This window comes from Mesorhizobium sp. AR02 (genome assembly GCF_024746835.1).
In the GTDB taxonomy this organism is placed as follows: Bacteria; Pseudomonadota; Alphaproteobacteria; order Rhizobiales; family Rhizobiaceae; genus Mesorhizobium.
Genome location: NZ_CP080531.1, coordinates 287,779 through 303,217 on the forward strand (window position 1 = coordinate 287,779; position 15,439 = coordinate 303,217).

The 15,439-nt window shown below is 61.6% G+C and carries 14 protein-coding genes and 1 pseudogene; 3 read left to right on the top strand and 12 right to left on the bottom strand.

The window, feature by feature from the left end; all coding sequences use genetic code 11:
* Positions 1 to 52 precede the first annotated feature (52 nt).
* The 8 genes from DBIPINDM_RS06025 to DBIPINDM_RS06065 form a co-directional block, all read right to left on the bottom strand.
* Complete coding sequence (locus DBIPINDM_RS06025; protein WP_258584875.1) at positions 53 to 1,468, bottom strand: mannose-1-phosphate guanylyltransferase/mannose-6-phosphate isomerase; 1,416 nt, start codon at positions 1,466 to 1,468, stop codon at positions 53 to 55.
* Positions 1,469 to 1,471: 3 nt separating this feature from the next.
* Positions 1,472 to 2,899, bottom strand: a complete 1,428-nt coding sequence (locus tag DBIPINDM_RS06030; protein WP_258584876.1) for a phosphomannomutase — start codon at positions 2,897 to 2,899, stop codon at positions 1,472 to 1,474.
* A 440-nt stretch (positions 2,900 to 3,339) separates the two neighbouring features.
* The gene (rfbD, locus tag DBIPINDM_RS06040; RefSeq protein WP_258584877.1) at positions 3,340 to 4,227 is read right to left on the bottom strand and encodes a dTDP-4-dehydrorhamnose reductase; all 888 of its coding nucleotides are present in this window, start codon (positions 4,225 to 4,227) and stop codon (positions 3,340 to 3,342) included.
* Complete coding sequence (gene rfbB, locus DBIPINDM_RS06045; protein WP_258584878.1) at positions 4,224 to 5,294, bottom strand: dTDP-glucose 4,6-dehydratase; 1,071 nt, start codon at positions 5,292 to 5,294, stop codon at positions 4,224 to 4,226. The genes rfbD and rfbB overlap by 4 nt, the downstream gene beginning before the upstream one ends.
* Positions 5,294 to 5,845, bottom strand: coding sequence for a dTDP-4-dehydrorhamnose 3,5-epimerase (gene rfbC, locus DBIPINDM_RS06050; protein ID WP_258584879.1), 552 nt, complete (start codon positions 5,843 to 5,845; stop codon positions 5,294 to 5,296). The genes rfbB and rfbC overlap by 1 nt, the downstream gene beginning before the upstream one ends.
* A gap of 3 nt (positions 5,846 to 5,848) precedes the next feature.
* Positions 5,849 to 6,730, bottom strand: coding sequence for a glucose-1-phosphate thymidylyltransferase RfbA (gene rfbA / locus DBIPINDM_RS06055; RefSeq protein WP_258584880.1), 882 nt, complete (start codon positions 6,728 to 6,730; stop codon positions 5,849 to 5,851).
* An 82-nt stretch (positions 6,731 to 6,812) separates the two neighbouring features.
* Positions 6,813 to 7,847, bottom strand: a complete 1,035-nt coding sequence (locus DBIPINDM_RS06060) for an NAD-dependent epimerase (RefSeq protein WP_258584881.1) — start codon at positions 7,845 to 7,847, stop codon at positions 6,813 to 6,815.
* Positions 7,848 to 7,911: 64 nt separating this feature from the next.
* Complete coding sequence (locus DBIPINDM_RS06065) at positions 7,912 to 8,502, bottom strand: biotin transporter BioY (protein WP_258584882.1); 591 nt, start codon at positions 8,500 to 8,502, stop codon at positions 7,912 to 7,914.
* Positions 8,503 to 8,616: 114 nt separating this feature from the next.
* Here DBIPINDM_RS06065 and DBIPINDM_RS06070 point away from each other — a divergent pair, with 114 nt between their 5' ends.
* Positions 8,617 to 9,525, top strand: coding sequence for an MBL fold metallo-hydrolase (locus tag DBIPINDM_RS06070; RefSeq protein ID WP_258584883.1), 909 nt, complete (start codon positions 8,617 to 8,619; stop codon positions 9,523 to 9,525).
* A gap of 57 nt (positions 9,526 to 9,582) precedes the next feature.
* Here the strand turns inward: DBIPINDM_RS06070 and DBIPINDM_RS06075 are convergent, their stop codons facing one another.
* Both DBIPINDM_RS06075 and DBIPINDM_RS06080 read right to left on the bottom strand, forming a co-directional pair.
* A complete protein-coding gene (locus DBIPINDM_RS06075) occupies positions 9,583 to 10,368 on the bottom strand; it encodes a DUF1499 domain-containing protein (protein ID WP_258584884.1) in 786 nt (261 codons plus the stop codon).
* A gap of 80 nt (positions 10,369 to 10,448) precedes the next feature.
* On the bottom strand, positions 10,449 to 12,077 hold the full coding sequence (locus DBIPINDM_RS06080; protein ID WP_258584885.1) for a fatty-acid--CoA ligase: 1,629 nt from the start codon (positions 12,075 to 12,077) through the stop codon (positions 10,449 to 10,451).
* 321 nt (positions 12,078 to 12,398) lie between these two features.
* On the opposite strand from DBIPINDM_RS06080, the pseudogene DBIPINDM_RS06085 reads away from it, so the two are divergent.
* Together DBIPINDM_RS06085 and DBIPINDM_RS06090 are read left to right on the top strand one after the other, a co-directional pair.
* Positions 12,399 to 12,740, top strand: a pseudogene (locus DBIPINDM_RS06085) (hypothetical protein); the annotation flags it as partial.
* Between the two features lie 142 nt (positions 12,741 to 12,882).
* The gene (locus DBIPINDM_RS06090) at positions 12,883 to 13,272 is read left to right on the top strand and encodes a DUF427 domain-containing protein (protein WP_258584886.1); all 390 of its coding nucleotides are present in this window, start codon (positions 12,883 to 12,885) and stop codon (positions 13,270 to 13,272) included.
* Positions 13,273 to 13,304: 32 nt separating this feature from the next.
* Here DBIPINDM_RS06090 and DBIPINDM_RS06095 read toward each other — a convergent pair whose 3' ends face one another.
* Together DBIPINDM_RS06095 and DBIPINDM_RS06100 are read right to left on the bottom strand one after the other, a co-directional pair.
* Positions 13,305 to 14,045, bottom strand: coding sequence for a polysaccharide deacetylase family protein (locus tag DBIPINDM_RS06095; protein WP_258584887.1), 741 nt, complete (start codon positions 14,043 to 14,045; stop codon positions 13,305 to 13,307).
* A gap of 250 nt (positions 14,046 to 14,295) precedes the next feature.
* A complete protein-coding gene (locus tag DBIPINDM_RS06100; protein ID WP_258584888.1) occupies positions 14,296 to 15,399 on the bottom strand; it encodes a glycosyltransferase family 9 protein in 1,104 nt (367 codons plus the stop codon).
* Positions 15,400 to 15,439 lie beyond the last annotated feature (40 nt).

The window sequence follows — 15,439 nt, forward strand, 5'->3', positions numbered from 1 at the left end:
AAAACGGAAACCGTAGCCAATTCGCAGACATGCCCGATGGGTTGTCTTCAGGCTACGTGCGGCCATAAACGTCATCAAATCGCACGATATCGTCTTCGCCAAGATATTCCCCGCTTTGCACTTCGATCATGACGAGCGGAAGAATGCCGGGATTTTCGAGGCGATGCTTGTGGCCGCAGGGGATATAGGTGGACTGGTTGGTCGCCAGCAGGATTTCACTCTGGCCATTGACGACCTTCGCAGTCCCGCTCACCACCACCCAATGCTCGGAGCGGTGATGATGCGCCTGAAGGCTCAGGCGCGCGTTGGGCTTCACCTCGATCCGCTTGATCTTGAAGCGTGGACCTTCCTCCAGGACGGTGTAAGTGCCCCAGGGGCGATGCACGGTGCGATGCACGGTCGCCGCCTCATGCCCCTCCACCTTGAGGCGATTGTAGAGGTCCTTGACTTCCTGCGCCTTGTCCTTGTGGGCAATAAGAAGCGCATCTGGCGTGTCAACGATCAAGAGATCCGAAACGCCGACAAGACCCACAAGCCGGTCTTCGCTGTGCACGTAACAGTTTGTCACACCATGGAGCATTGTTTCGCCGGTCGTGCGGTTGCCGTTGTCGTCAGCTGGAACAAGCTTCGATAGAACGGTCCATGAGCCGATATCGGACCAATCGAAACTGCAGGGCACGAAACCCACGTTCTTTGCTTTCTCCATCACCGCATAGTCGATGGAAACAGCAGGAACGGCCGCGAAACCATCCTTGTCTATCTCAACAGTGACGCGGTCCGCGGCATCGCTTGTCCTGGCTTTCTCGAGCGCTGTGCGCGCATTGGACAACACATCCGGACACAGTTCCTGCATCGCAGCGATCATGGAGCGGGCCGCAAAACAGAACATGCCTGAATTCCAGAAAAAACGACCACTGGCGATAAATTGGGCCGCTCGTTCCGCATTCGGCTTTTCCACGAACCGAAGGACCGTATCTCCCTCGGCCTCGATATAGCCAAACCCGGTTTCAGGGCTCTCGGCCTTCATGCCAAACGTGACGATCCGTCCTGTGGCCGCGATCGCCGCCGCCTTCGCCACGGCCGCGCCAAAACCGGCTTGGTCCAGGATCAGATGATCCGCGGGCAGCACAACCAGAACCGCGTCTGGATTATCGCGCGCGACCTGCAACGCAGCGAGCGCGACCGCGGCTGCCGTGTCACGACCGAAAGGCTCCAGCAGGAACGTGTTCTTGACGCCTGGCGCCGCCACCTCCGCATACTCGTCTGCCGTCAGGAACAGCAGATCGCGGTTGGTGACCGTCACAATTTGATCAACGCCTGCAAGTCCGGCTGCGCGGGCGTACGTCCTGCGAATGAGGGTTCCCCCTCCCGGCAAGGGAATAAAGGGCTTGGGGTGCAACGCACGAGAAATAGGCCAGAGGCGGGAACCGACACCGCCACTTATGATGACAGGAACGATATTGGTCAAACTTCAGCTTTCCAGGATTTGAGTTCGGCTGAGGTCAAGACCCCAACCGAGCAATTCGTCTGCGCGGGATTCTGTCTTTGCCTCGATGTAGCACCGCAATTCGGGCGCGTTGCCTGACGCACGGAAGTGAACAACCTCTCCGTTGCGGGCGGTGATACGCACGCCGTCGCGATTGTCAATATCCGCGACGCCCCCGAGAACCTCGAAAAGAGTGTCGGCATGGACGGCATCCGTCGCCAATTTTTTGAGGAAAGACGCGCTGTTTTCCGCCGACACGCCTTCAAGCCGGCCACTGGCCGCGGCAAGGAATCCGAAACTGGCCGCGATCTCGGCGAGCGGGCGACCTGTCGCTGCAATCGTTGAAAGCGCACAGAGAATTGGCAACAGCGAATCCCGGGTTCGCAAGGCCGCGAGCGTGCGGCCATCCTTCTCGACGGATGAACCCAGAAGAACGCCGCCATTTGCTTCGAACCCCACAACGCATTTCGCCCCTTGAGCGAGGGCCGTGCCGATACCTTCGATAACATAGGGCGAGCCTATGCGGGTGCGCACCACTGTCGCGAAATGCCCGCAACGCTCCAGGGCAGAATTGGAACTGACCGGCGTAACGACGCAGTCGGCATCAAGAAAACGCGCCGTGATCGCGCCGATCAGATCGCCGCGCACGAAACCGCCACGCGCATCCGCCACAAGCGGCCGGTCGCCATCGCCATCAGCGGACACGATGGCACCGAACGGCTCCGCCGCCGCCCAGTTTTTGAGAAGCGATAGATCCTCTTGCCTGAGCGCCTCGGTATCCACCGGAATGAAATGCGTGGACCTGCCGAGCGGCACCACCTCAGCCCCCAGCGCACGAAGGATATCGACAATGATGTCCCTTGCTACGGACGAATGCTGGTAGACACCGACGCGGACGCCATACAGGCTACCCGGCTGAAAGAAGCCAAGAAAATGATCTCTGTAGCCTGCGGACGGTTCGGAGTCCGACTGTACGGGTTCGACGGATGGCGGCGATCGATCGGCCATCTGCAAGCCTGCGTGGATTCCTACAATCTCAAGCTCATCGCGCTTGTCGATCTCGCCGTCCGCCCGGTAGAATTTAAGCCCATTCCTGTCGTCGGGAATGTGACTGCCGGTCACCATGATCGCCGGGGCATTTTTGCCGGTGGCATAAAGTGCGAGTGCCGGCGTGGGCAAGGCGCCGCAATCGACCGGCACCAAACCGGCTTCGGCGATCGCGGCATGGACAATCCCCGCAATCTCGGGACTGGAAGAGCGAAGGTCCCGTCCAACAAGGATCTTCTCGCCCTCGCTCAATACACCACGCCCCATAAGCATGCGTGCGAAGGCAATCGTATAGGTGCGCGCCGGTGGTCCCTTGATCTCGCTGACGAGACCGCGCAGCCCACTGGTGCCGAACTTCAAAGTCACTGATTGCCACCCTTTCCCAGCAATCCGGCCTCGGCACAAATTGCGGCAAGGCCCCTCACCTGCCACAGCCTGTGACAGCATGAAGGCTGGTGAGCGACAACGTCGGACAGCGCGCCGCTATAGATCAAAGCCAGCGACCTGATCTTCATACACAGGCAGTTTTTGCTTAGAGACCGCTAATATTACTGGATACAGCCGGTTCTCATTGCCTCGAGCAAGGATCATTCCTTTCAAGAAGCTCTCCGTGAATTGCCAAGCCCCCACCTGACACCCAAGCTGCCCGTGCTTAGGTTTCGCGCAATGGCTTGTCAATCTCGGACACGGGACCGAGTTCGATTTCAACACCGCTGCAAGGGATTCAGGCGACAGCGACCGTGAAGGCTACAGACCAAGCCTACCGAGTTCAGGCAAATCGAACGCTGATTGAAACCGCGAGCTCTTCACGGACGATCCAGGATACGGCGCACGACCCGCTCGGTGGATTTTCGCCATTCCGGCGCGCTCCATCCGAATATGGCGGCGAATTTTGCGCTCGACAGCCGCGAACTGGCGGGACGCCGCGCCTTGGTCGGATAGTCCTTGGTGGCGATATCCCGCACATCAGCCCAAGGACCGCCAGAGGCCCGGCTTGTGTCCAGGATATGACGGGCAAAGCTACTCCAGTTGGTCTCGCCCGTGCCGGCCAGATGATAGGTACCGAACGCACTGACGCTCTTGCCGCCATGCATCGTCGTCGCCGCATGCAGGATGGCGTCGGCGATATCGAGCGCCGAGGTGGGATTGCCCCACTGATCGGCCACCACCGAAATCTCGTCGCGGTCGGCAGCCAGCCGCAGCATGGTCTTGACGAAATTCCTGCCGAACGGGCTGTAGACCCAGGCAGTGCGCAGGATCAGGTGGCGTGGGCCGGCAGCAGCCACCGCCTCTTCGCCGGCAAGTTTGGAGGCGCCGTAGACGCCAAGGGGTGCCGTCGCGTCGGTCTCGAGATAGGCACGAGAAGCGCTGCCATCGAAGACATAGTCGGTCGAAAGATGGATGATTGGAACACCGAGCCGCGCTGCCGCTTCAGCCACCTTGCCGGCGCCGGTTGCGTTGACCGCAAAGGCCAGATCGGGCTCGTCCTCGGCCTGATCCACCGCCGTGTAAGCGGCGGCCGACACGACGATATCCGGCTTGCCCGCCGCGATGGCGTCGATGACGGTCTCGGGTCTTGCCAGGTCGAGCTCCGGACGGCCAATGGCGACGACCTCCACGCCGGCGTGCGCCTGGCCGGCCTCCAGCAGGCTTGCCGCGACCTGGCCGTCGCGTCCGGTGACGACGAGCCTCACGCGCCACCCTTGCGCGCTTCGCCCAGTCTTTCACCGGCGTAGCGCTGCTCGCGGATCGGCCCCCACCACCATTTGTTGTCAAGGAACCAGTCCACGGTTCTGGCCAGGCCGCTGTCGAAATTCTCCCTCGGCGCCCAGCCGAGCTCGCGGCCGATCTTGGAGGCATCGATGGCGTAACGGCGGTCGTGGCCGGGGCGATCGGTGACGAAGGAGATCAGGTCGCGGTAGCGCTTGCTCCCGGCCCGGGGACGCCTGACATCGAGCAGGTCGCAGATCGTCTCGACGACGGCGAGGTTCGTCCGTTCGGAATTGCCGCCGACATTGTAGCTCTCGCCGGGCGTGCCCTTGGTGGCGACGAGTTCCAGGGCCCGCGCATGATCCTCGACGAACAGCCAGTCGCGCACATTGGCGCCTGCGCCATAGACAGGCAGCGACTTTTCGTCGAGCGCGTTGAGAATGACGAGCGGGATCAGTTTTTCGGGAAAATGATAGGGACCGTAATTGTTCGAACAGTTGGAGAGCACGACCGGCAGGCCGTAGGTCTCGTGCCAGGCGCGCACCAGATGGTCCGAGGCTGCCTTCGAGGCGGAATAGGGCGAGGACGGTGCGTAAGGCGTTTCCTCGACGAACATGCCGCCATCGAAAGGCAGATCGCCGAACACCTCGTCGGTCGAGACATGATGGAAGCGGAAGCGGCTTTTCCTGTCGTCGGCAAGGCCGCGCCAGTATTCGAGCGCGGCATTGAGTATCCGGTAGGTGCCGACGATGTTGGTCTCGATGAAGGCGCCCGGCCCGTCGATCGAACGGTCGACATGGCTCTCGGCGGCGAGGTTCATGACGATGTCGATATCGTCACGGCGCAGGAGATCGAGCACCGCCCTCTCGTCGCAGATATCGGCATGGGCGAAGCGATAATTATGCGCATTCTCGATCGGTCGCAGCGAGGCCAGGTTGCCGGCATAGGTTAGCTTGTCGAGATTGGTCACCCGGTAGGCCGGATTGACGCACAGATGCCGGCATACCGCCGAACCGATGAAGCCGGCACCGCCTGTCACCAGAAAATTCATCAGGCAAACACCTCTGCGGCAGCAAGCATCGGCGCCTTAAGGTCCTTGTCCGAAAGCTGGAATCCGCCAGCGATGGACGGCCACTTGATACCGATGGCGGGATCATCGAAACGGATCGAGCGTTCATGCTCGGGCGAATAGGTGTCGGTCACCTTATAGAGGACCTCGGTGTCGGGCACGAGCGTTACAAAGCCATGTGCAAAGCCCCTTGGCACTAGAATCTGGTTGCCCTTTTCAGCCGAAATCTCGTGAGCGATCCATTTTCCAAAAGTTTTCGAGCTGCGGCGGATGTCAACACAAACATCCAGAATCCGGCCGCGGATCACACGCAGCAACTTGTCCTGGGTCCGCGGCGCAAGCTGATAATGCAGCCCGCGCAAGACGCCCGCCGCCGCGGAATAGGAATGGTTGTCCTGCATGAAATGCAATTTAATTCCGGCCTGCGCAAAGCGCTCGGCATTGTATGTCTCCATGAAGAAGCCGCGTGCATCGCCATGCCGCTTTGGAACGATTTCCAGCACGCCTTCGAGGCCGAGGGACCTGATTTCCAACGCTTAGCCCTCCGACAGATCGGCGACGCGCCGGCGCAGATACGCGGCATATTCATTTTTACCCAACCGGGTTGCGCGTTGCAGTACTTGCTCTGCCGTCAGCCAGCCCTGCTCGAAGGCGATCTCCTCTGGGCAAGCGACCTTGATGCCCTGCCGGTGTTCAATCGTGCGCACGAAGGAAGAAGCGTCGTTCAGACTGTCATGGGTCCCTGTGTCGAGCCAGGCATAGCCGCGCCCCAGCCGGTGCACATGCAGCAGGCCGCGATCGAGATAGGCGTTGTTGACCGCCGTGATCTCGAGCTCGCCGCGGGCCGAAGGTCGAATGGACGAAGCGATATCGACGACGGTGTTGTCGTAGAAATACAGCCCGGTGACGGCCCAGTTGGATTTCGGCTTTTGCGGCTTTTCCTCGATCGTGAGCGCGGTTCCGGTGGCCTTGTCGAAGGAGACGACGCCATACCGTTCAGGATCATCGACACGGTAGGCGAACACCGAAGCGCCGGTGTCGCGCGCAGCGGCGGTGCGGCAAAGCTGCGACAGCCCGTCGCCAAAATAGATGTTGTCGCCCAGGATCATCGACACGCTGTCCTTGCCGATGAAGTCGCGGCCGATGATGAAAGCTTCCGCGAGCCCATTGGGGTGCGGCTGCTCCGCATAGGAGATATCCAGCCCAAAATCCGATCCGTCGCCGAGTAGATCACGAAAGACGGGCAGATCTCGCGGCGTCGAAATAACCAGGATCTCGCGAATTTCCGCGAGCATCAGTACGCTCAGCGGATAGTAGATCATCGGCTTGTCGTATACCGGAAGAATTTGTTTAGAGACTGCCAATGTCAGCGGATAAAGGCGCGTTCCACTACCTCCCGCAAGGATAATTCCTTTCAAGAAGCTCTCCCTGACATGCCCAAATCTCCTCGGCAGCAGTGGTAGCCATACTACACCCTGAAAAGCTGCTACCAGCGCCCGCTTATATCCTAGAGTCGTTACCAAAATACGCCTGGTACCACTCGACGAACCGCCCTACCCCGTCGGACACCGACGTACCGGGCCGATAGCCGACCGCCGCTTGGAGAGCCGAGGTGTCGGCGAAGGTGTCCGGCACATCGCCGGCCTGCAGCGGCAAGAACTCGATGATGGCCTTGCGGCCAAGCGCGTTTTCCAGCGCCTCGACATAGGCGGTCAGCTTCACGGGATTGTTGTTGCCGATATTGAAGATGCGCCAGGGCGCACTGCTCGTTGCCGGATCCGGATGGCCGGAATCCCAGGCAGGGTTGCCGGCGGCAGGGCTGTCGCTGGTTCGGATCACGCCCTCTGCGATGTCATCGACATAGGTGAAGTCGCGCGTGTGGTTGCCATTGTTGAACAGCTTGATCGGCTCGCCGGCAAGGATGCTCCTGGTGAACAGGAACAGCGCCATGTCGGGACGCCCCCAGGGGCCGTACACCGTGAAGAAACGCAGCCCAGTGGTCGGCAGCCCGAACAGGTGACTGTAACTGTGCGCCATCAGCTCGTTGGCGCGCTTGGTCGCGGCATAGAATTGCAGCGGATGATCGGCCGGGCGGTGCTCGGAAAACGGCATGTCGGTGTTGGCGCCGTAAACGCTCGAGGTGCTGGCATAGGTCAGGTGCGCTATGCCGCCGCTGCGACAGGCCTCCAGCATGTTGGTGAAGGCGACGATGTTGCTTTCGACATAGGCGCGCGGGTTTTCCAGGCTGTAGCGCACCCCGGCCTGGGCGGCGAGGTGGATCACCCGGTCGAAGGCGTGGTCGGCAAAGCAGCCGTCCACGATCTGTCTGTCAGCAAGATTGCCGTGGATGAAATGATAGCCGGCATTGGTGCTGCGGCTTGCATCGCTCAGCAGCCGCAGCCGCGCCTGCTTGATCCGCGGATCATAGTAATCGTTGACGCTGTCGATGCCGACAACCTCGTCGCCACGCTCCAGGAGTCGCCTGGCGACGTGATAGCCTATGAAGCCGGCGGCGCCGGTGACCAGAACCTTCATCAGAAGCGCCCGTCCTCGGGAATGGACCCACGACGTCTATGGCACGCCAAGCTTCCGACAGACCTCAGGAGCGCTTCAGCAGCGACCAGACAGCCGGCACAAGGCTGGCCGCCAGCGCAACCTTGATCAGGTCGCCAACGATGAACGGCACGACGCCGAACTGCCAGGATTTTTCCGGGCCGATGAGCAGCGCCAGCCAGGCAAAGCCCATCGCCATCATCACCACTTCGGCAACCAGCATCGCATTGAAAAGCTTGATCGGGTGGCGATCCCAGCCGCGATCGGCGGCCCAGCCGACAATCGCCGCCATGACCACGAAGCCAGCGAGATAGCCGCCGGTCGAACCGAGCATGTAGGCAATGCCGATGCCTTTCTCCGGCGTGCCCTGGAAGATCGGGAAGCCCATCGCGCCTTCCGCCATGTAGAGCAGCAGCGTGGCAATGCCGAGACGCATGCCGAAGGCGGCGGCGATCAGCAAGACGGCGAGCGTCTGCATCGAGATATCGACGGGGCCCAGCACAACCTTGGTCTTGGCCGACAGGGTCAAAAGCAGCGTTCCGGCGATCGCCAGCAAAAGCTGCGTTGCCAGTCGCGCCGCGCCTTCTTGCGGCAAAGCCAGAGAAACAAGCGGGCGCATCGTCGTTGCAGTTGCCATGGTCTTCCCCAATCCGATCTGTCGCGATCCAATAATCGCGGTCCTGCGTTTTCCTATATTGGCTTGCGTGCTATGCGGCAATCGGTTTTGCCGTTCCGGGAACAATGTGCCGATATGGCTCTCAAATTTGATACCAGCTTCGATCCGCACTACGGCCAGGGCGTGAACGTGGCACCGGACGTACAGCGCGTCACGGTCCGAAATCCCAGCCCCTTCACTTTTCATGGCACCAACAGTTATGTCGTCGGGCGCGACACGCTGGCGGTGATCGATCCCGGGCCGGAAGACGAGGCACATCTTCGGACCTTGCTCGACGTGATCGCCGGCAGGCCGGTAAGCCATATCTTCGTTAGCCACACGCATCGCGACCATTCCCCGCTGGCGGCCCGGCTGAAGGAGCGCACCGGCGCTTTGGTGATGGCGGAAGGGCCGCACCGGCCGGCAAGGCCATTGCATATCGGCGAGACCAATGCGCTCGACGCCAGCGCCGACACCGCTTTCGTTCCCGACATCGCGCTGCCAGACGGCGCGTTGGTCGCCGGCGACGGCTGGGCGATCCGCTCGATTCTGACCCCCGGCCACACCGCCAATCATGCGGTGTTCGCACTGGAAGGAGCCGGCATCCTGTTTTCGGCCGATCATATCATGGCGTGGGCGACATCCATCGTCGCGCCGCCGGACGGAGCGATGGCCGATTACATGGCATCGCTGGACAGACTGATCGAGCGCGACGACCGCCTGCTGCTGCCTGGCCACGGCGGACCGGTGACGAAGCCGCGCGCTTTCATGCGCGGATTGAAGACGCATCGCAAGATGCGCGAGCGGGCCATATTGGAGCGGGTCAGGGCCGGCGACCGGACCATTCCCGACATGGTCAAGGCAATCTATCGCGACACCGATCCCCGACTGCATGGCGCCGCCGGACTGTCGGTGCTTGCCCATCTCGAGGACCTGGTGGCGCGTGGCATGGTGTCGACAGACGCTGCCCCTGCCATCGATGGCATTTTCACGCCGGCTCGATAGGCCTTACCTAGCCCGGTCCCCATCTCGCCTCAGGCGCGGGATTCGCAGGAAAAATGACTATTCGGCAGGCGCCGCACCGACCTGGCCGGCGACTTCCTGATCCAGTTCCGCCAGGAAATCTGTGACGCGCGCGGCATTGTCGCCAAGGTCGTAGCGTCCATAACGCGAAGCCGATCGCATGTCGACGATCACCGTATCGCCATCGTCCGTCACGCGGATCGCCACATCTGAGGGAAGGCCGAGCACGAAGCCCTTGGCGACAGCGGTAATGGTCACGTCGCTTTGCCCGGCGAGGTCGGGATAGGGTTCGGACAGATCCCAGCCGCGCCGGTCGAGCACTGTTTCGACAGCGTTGACAATGGTCTCGAATGGCAGGTCGTAGCTGCGTGCGGTGACCAACGGATAGCTGTCGGTCTGCAGCCGCTGTTCGCCTGGCGTGGATGGGACAAGCACATTCATGTCCTTTGTCCGGTCGCTGACGTCGAGCGCGGGCGGATCGTCGAAATCGGTCGAGATGTCCCTGAGCGGCGGATAGATTGTCGCCCAGTAGGCGGCAACGCCATAGGGGGCCAGCACCAGCAATGCCAGCAAGGCGCCGACGGTCAGGTCGCGGCCACCGCGGTCACCAAATTTCCACAGCCTCGAAAAGGCCAAGGCGGCGAACAACAGCGCCAGTGCCGCCAGCAGCGCGACAATGCCCAGCACCCACAGGAACACCGGCGTTTCGACGAGATCAAAGCGGTGGCCGACGAAGTCGGTCAGCAAAAGCACCGCTGAAAACGCGGCGGTGCGCCGCGACCAGCCGGCGGCCTTCGACGTTTGCCGTTCGGGAATGCTAACCATAGTTCTCTGCGCTGCCCCAACCCGGACGGAGGTTTAGTGCCTTTTCGCGGCGGCTTGAAGCCGAAACACGCAACATCCCGTCAATCCGTCGGCAGGCGGTAATCCTTGAACTGCTGGCGCAAGGTGATCTTCTGGATCTTGCCGGTGGCGGTATGCGGTATTTCGCCGACGAAAGCGACATCGTCGGGCATCCACCACTTGGCCACCTTGCCATCCATGAAGCCGAGAATATCCGCCTTGGTCGGTTCCTTGCCCGGCTTGGCAACGACGACCAGCAAGGGCCGCTCGCCCCATTTCGAGTGATGGACGCCGATGGCCGCCGCTTCCGCCACATCCGGGTGGCCGACGGCCAGATTCTCAAGGTCGATGGTCGAAATCCATTCACCGCCGGACTTGATGACGTCCTTAGCCCGATCGGTGATCTGCATGTAGCCGCCGGCATCGATGTGGGCGACGTCTCCGGTGTCGAACCAGCCGTCCTCATCGAATTGCTCCGCGCCGACGCCACCATAATAGGCGCGGGCGACGGCCGGTCCACGCACCTTCAGGCGGCCAAAGGTCTTGCCATCCCAGGGTTGCGCATTGTTCTCGTCATCGGTCACTTTCATTTCAACACCGAAGGGCGGATAGCCCTGCTTCTGCTTGACGTCGAGCCGGGCCTCACCCTGGAGATTGGCATATTCGGGCTTCAAGGTGCACAGCGTGCCGAGCGGCGACATTTCGGTCATGCCCCAGGCATGGATGACCTGGACGTCGTAATTGTCCTGGAATTTCGTCATGATCGCGCGCGGACAGGACGAGCCGCCGATGACGACCTTGTTCAGATAGGGAAGCTTCTTGCCGGTCTCCTCCAGATATTGCAGCAGCATCATCCACACGGTCGGCACGGCGGCACTGAAAGTCACCTTCTCGGTGTCGAGCAATTCATAGATCGAGGCGCCGTCCATCTTGCAGCCGGGCATGACCAGCTTGGCGCCGATCATCGGGCCGCTCTGGCCAAGGCCCCAGGCATTGGCATGGAACATCGGCACCACCGGAAGGATCGTGTCGCGTGACGACAGGCCCATCGCGTCGGGCATGGCGGCGATCATGGCATGCAGCACGTTCGAGCGGTGGCTGTAGACGACGCCCTTGGGATCGCCAGTCGTGCCCGATGTGTAGCACATGCCGGCGGCGGTGCCTTCGTCGAAAGTCTTCCAGGCGAAATCGCCATCGACCTCGTCAAGCCAGTCCTCATAGGCGACGGCATTGGGCAAGGTCGTTTGCGGCATGTGTGCCTTGTCGGTCAGCACGATCACTTTTTTCAGCGATTTGACGGCACCGGCGATCTTCTCGAGCAACGGCATGAAGGTGAGGTCGACGAAGACGGCCTTGTCCTCGGCATGGTTCATGATCCAGACGATCTGCTCGGGAAACAGGCGCGGATTGAGCGTATGATAGATCGCGCCGACGCCCATGATGCCATACCAGGTCTCGATGTGGCGCGCCGTGTTCCAGGCCAGCGTGGCGATGCGGTCGCCCAACCCATAGTCGTCTCGCTCCAGCCGCTGGGCGACCTTGAGAGAACGACGATGGATATCGGCATAGGTGGTGCGCACGATCGGTCCCTCGATCGAGCGCGACACGATCTCGCGCACCCCATGCTGCTGTTCAGCGTTGTCGATAAGCTTGTGGCACAGCAGCGGCCATTCCTGCATCAGGCCCAGCATCTGGTTCCTCCTCCCTCGCGCATTTTGCGTCGTAGCTTTGGTTCATTGTGAAGCGAACCGGCGGATTGTCCAGTCACGCGCTTGCGCGGCGAATGAATTTCAGAGTCCGTGCCGCAACGGCAAGCAGTTGAATTTTGGCATGTTTTGGATTTCGGGTTGCTGGGCACTCGTGCCACCGAGATGGCAGGAGGGTCAAAACCACCACAATGGCGGCAGTGCCCTACCCCACGAAATGACCGGGAAATCCGCCACAATCCGGCCATCGTCGGCGTTAAGCTTCGTTAACGGGCAAGGGGCGATTGGCGACTGAAAGAGGTTCGCATGGACGCGCAGCTCGACGACAAGGCCCTTGAGAGCACACTGGCCGAAAGTCTGGCCGATCTGGTTCCGGACGAAAAGACTGTTTCCGAAGACGAATTTGTTGAAGTTGTCGGCGGCGCGCTCGAAGCGGTCGGCGGCACACTGCTGTTCAAGATGTGCGTGGAGAATGAAGGGGAAGGCCAGCACGTCGCGGCCGCCTCCGTCGGCGCTGGCGGCAATCGCCAGTTCCTGCTGCTCACCTTGCCGACCGGCGGCGGCTCGCTGAAAGTCGAAACCGTTTCGAGGAGCAGCAACCCGGTGGCGGGCATCGCGGCCGCCTATGCCGGACTGATGGACGCATTCAATAACCGCCGCCTGAGCCTCGGTGGACACGCGAAAGCACTACGGCGCCTCGGCGACCGGCGCCGGTTTTCGTGATGTGAACGGACCTTGCGCAATAGCCCTACCCGCCACACCTTAGGGGGCGAGGTAAGGAGAAACCAGCATGGACAAGATCGCCAACCCGGCACCCGGCTTCCAGCGCAATCCCGACAAGATCATCACCATCGAGCCCTTTGTCGGCACCGTCACCGTGCGCGCCGGCGATACGGTCATCGCGTCATCCACCAAGGCCAAGGTGCTGACCGAACCCCCCTATTCCCCAGCCTTCTACATTCCGTTCGCCGACATCGATTTCGACAAGCTCAGCAGCACGCAGCACTCGACCCATTGCCCCTACAAAGGCGACGCCAGCTATTGGAGCGTGCTGCCTGCCGGCGAGACCGGTCAGAATGCGATGTGGGCTTACGAGCGGCCTTTCGACGAAATGACCGAAATCCGGGACCACGGAGCGTTCTACGCCAGCAAGGTCAGCATCGAAGCCAAGCCGAGCTGAGCAGGCGTCAGTTCCAGCACATCCCTGCGAGATTAGTCGGTGGTGCCGTGATTGCCGGTGCCGTCGGCATCGTCCAGGCGCACAAAGGTCATACCTTTTTCCTTGAGCGCCAGCAGGCCCTGCACCACGCCCTCGCCGGCCGCATGGGTCGGCTGGTTGATGTGGGCGATGATAACGTCACCGTCCTTAGCCGCGGCGATGCGCCTGGCGGTTTCCCTGGCGCCGAGCAGCGAGCCGCCATCGCCGTTGATCGAGAAGCCGGCAATCTTGAAGCCAAGCTTGCGGATCATCGCGATCGCCGAGGGGCTGTATTCGGCGGTTGCGCCGCGGAACCATTTCGGCGCCGGTTCACCGGTCCTGGCAAGCGCCGCGGCCCCCGACTCGACCTCGGCCAGCACGGCATCCGGACTGCCGGCGCTCTTTATGCCATAGATCTTCTGCGGCGTGTCGACCGCGGGAACATGGCGCCCGCCGTGATTTTCCAGTTCGAAAAGATCGGGATGCGCCCGCATGATCTCGACGGCTTCGGAGTTCCGCTTCAGCCAGATGCCGGTGACGAAAATGGTGGCCGGGATCTTGTTTTCCACCAGCGCCGAGAGAATGCGTGTGTCGGTCTGCCCGCCGCAGGCATCAAGCGTGAGCGCAACGCGGCCGGCCCCACTTGCCGCGGGCTTGATGTGCAGCGTGGGTTCGACCAACGGCGCGGCATGGGCGCTGGACACTACCGCCAACGACAGGGCGATCATGCAGAGATGTATTTGCAGCAGACGCATCAAACCGAATTCCTGATTGGAGCGGTTCACCGTTTCACGGAAACGGCGCCCGCTCTGACTCTTTAGTTTTGGAGCAACTCCTGTAGGAAAACCGTTTCACAGTTTCCTGGAATTGCTCTTCAAGCCGGTATCCAAAGACCCGCATGAAGGCGGAAATCGGGACGATGGATAGCAGAAAAATGCCTGGCGCGGCAATTTGACCGCGCACTGGTGCACGAGCCATTCGACAGCCTTTAACGATCACTCGCCGTCAGACAGCGCGCTCCCGCTTCATCTCGGTGCGCGTGAGGAGCTCGCGCGCCGCTTCGACGACAGGCTTCACCTCCAGGCGCCAGACGCAGCACGCCTTGCTGGGGTCCTTCGGTCGGCACAAGCCCTTGGCCACGCAGTCGCACGGCATCGGCGGCCGAAGCGCGATGCTGGGCACGCCGACAGGCCCCCAGCGCGACGGATGCGTCAGGCCAAAGAGCCCGACAACCGGCGTGCCCGTGGCGGCGGCCATATGCATCGGGCCGCTCTCATTGCCAAGAAACAGCCGCGCCTGTTTCAGGACAGCCAGCAAGGTCTCGAGCGATAGCGACCCGACGAGGTCGACGACCGGCGCCGCCGTCCTGGCGATGATCTGCGCGGCGGCCTCGCGTTCGTCCGGCCCTCCCACCAGGGCAATGCCCAATCCGCTGTCGGTTGCAATTTCGTCGATAGCCTCGGCAAACCGTTCCGGCTGCCATTGCCGGCCCTTGAAGCTCGCGCCCGCATGCACGGCGATGAAGCCGTTTGGGTTGAGACGATGCTTGCCCAGAAGCGCCAGGGCTTTCAGGGTCTCCGATGGCAGCGGCTGAAGGCTCGGCACCGTCACACGCAGATCGATGCCGAGCGCCTCAAGGGGCGAAAGATAGCGATAGACAAAATGCTGGCCGCCAAACCCCTGCGGTTTTGCAAACAGATTGGCGGGTTGCCGCTCCAGTAGTTTCAGGGGCCTTTCGGGCGGATTGTAGCCGACGCGGGTCTTTGCGTTGACGAGCCCGCTGACGAGGCGCGAGGTCTTGGAATCGGTCAGGTCGATCGTCAGGTCAAAGCGGAAGCCGCGCAGCGCCCGCACCATGGTATAGAGCTCTTTCCCACGCTCCAGCGGGGTGCCCCGCATGCGGGCCCGCCTGAACGCAACCACCTCGGAAGCGATGCCGTGCGCCACCACGAAACTCTCGAAGTGAGCTTCGCAGAGGAACACGATCCTGGCGCCGGGGAATTCGAGCTGCAGGTTCCTGGCGAGTGTCGAGGCGAGGACGATATCGCCGATGAACTTCGTTTGAATGACCAGGATCGAGCGGAACGGCGCGGGTGAGATCTGCAACATGTGATTCCGGGGACAATTGGCGGGCCGTCCGCAAATTGGG

Bases quoted from the DNA above. Each gene is read 5' to 3' on its own strand.
- DBIPINDM_RS06075 (WP_258584884.1), bottom strand. From the start codon at position 10,368: ATGGTTAGCATTCCCGAACGGCAAACGTCGAAGGCCGCCGGCTGGTCG.
- DBIPINDM_RS06090 (WP_258584886.1), top strand. From the start codon at position 12,883: ATGGACAAGATCGCCAACCCGGCACCCGGCTTCCAGCGCAATCCCGAC.
- DBIPINDM_RS06080 (WP_258584885.1), bottom strand. From the start codon at position 12,077: ATGCTGGGCCTGATGCAGGAATGGCCGCTGCTGTGCCACAAGCTTATC.
- DBIPINDM_RS06070 (WP_258584883.1), top strand. From the start codon at position 8,617: ATGGCTCTCAAATTTGATACCAGCTTCGATCCGCACTACGGCCAGGGC.
- DBIPINDM_RS06060 (WP_258584881.1), bottom strand. From the start codon at position 7,847: ATGAAGGTTCTGGTCACCGGCGCCGCCGGCTTCATAGGCTATCACGTC.
- DBIPINDM_RS06065 (WP_258584882.1), bottom strand. From the start codon at position 8,502: ATGGCAACTGCAACGACGATGCGCCCGCTTGTTTCTCTGGCTTTGCCG.
- DBIPINDM_RS06100 (WP_258584888.1), bottom strand. From the start codon at position 15,399: ATGTTGCAGATCTCACCCGCGCCGTTCCGCTCGATCCTGGTCATTCAA.
- rfbB (WP_258584878.1), bottom strand. From the start codon at position 5,294: ATGAATTTTCTGGTGACAGGCGGTGCCGGCTTCATCGGTTCGGCGGTA.
- DBIPINDM_RS06095 (WP_258584887.1), bottom strand. From the start codon at position 14,045: ATGCGTCTGCTGCAAATACATCTCTGCATGATCGCCCTGTCGTTGGCG.